The following is a 255-nucleotide window of genomic DNA, read 5'->3' on the forward strand; positions in this document are numbered from 1 at the left end:
GAGCCCGCCGGTATAGCTCCGGGTCGGGGCGATATACGCGCGCGGGGTACTGATGCTTGCTCGGCATGCATTCGAGCATTTCACGGTGGCTAGCCAAGAGTCCATCCATGCTGTACATTTTGAGGTGGCTAGCCACCCTGACCTGCTGTGACAATCTGGCACCGGGGATTCGGCGGCGGTCGATCAGGCTGAAATCAGCCAATCAATCCATTCACGAGGAGATGACGAGATGGCTCTCAAAGATGCATGGTTCCG

Annotated in this window: 1 protein-coding gene; it reads right to left on the reverse strand. The window is 57.6% G+C overall.

All coding sequences use genetic code 11. The annotated features are described in order from the left end of the window. Positions 1-202 (reverse strand): hypothetical protein (locus IU449_RS29385; RefSeq protein WP_228805869.1); only part of this gene is annotated, 202 nt, incomplete at its 3' end. Between the last annotated feature and the right edge of the window lie 53 nt (positions 203-255).

Source organism: Nocardia higoensis (assembly GCF_015477835.1).
Taxonomy (GTDB): Bacteria; Actinomycetota; Actinomycetes; order Mycobacteriales; family Mycobacteriaceae; genus Nocardia; species Nocardia higoensis_A.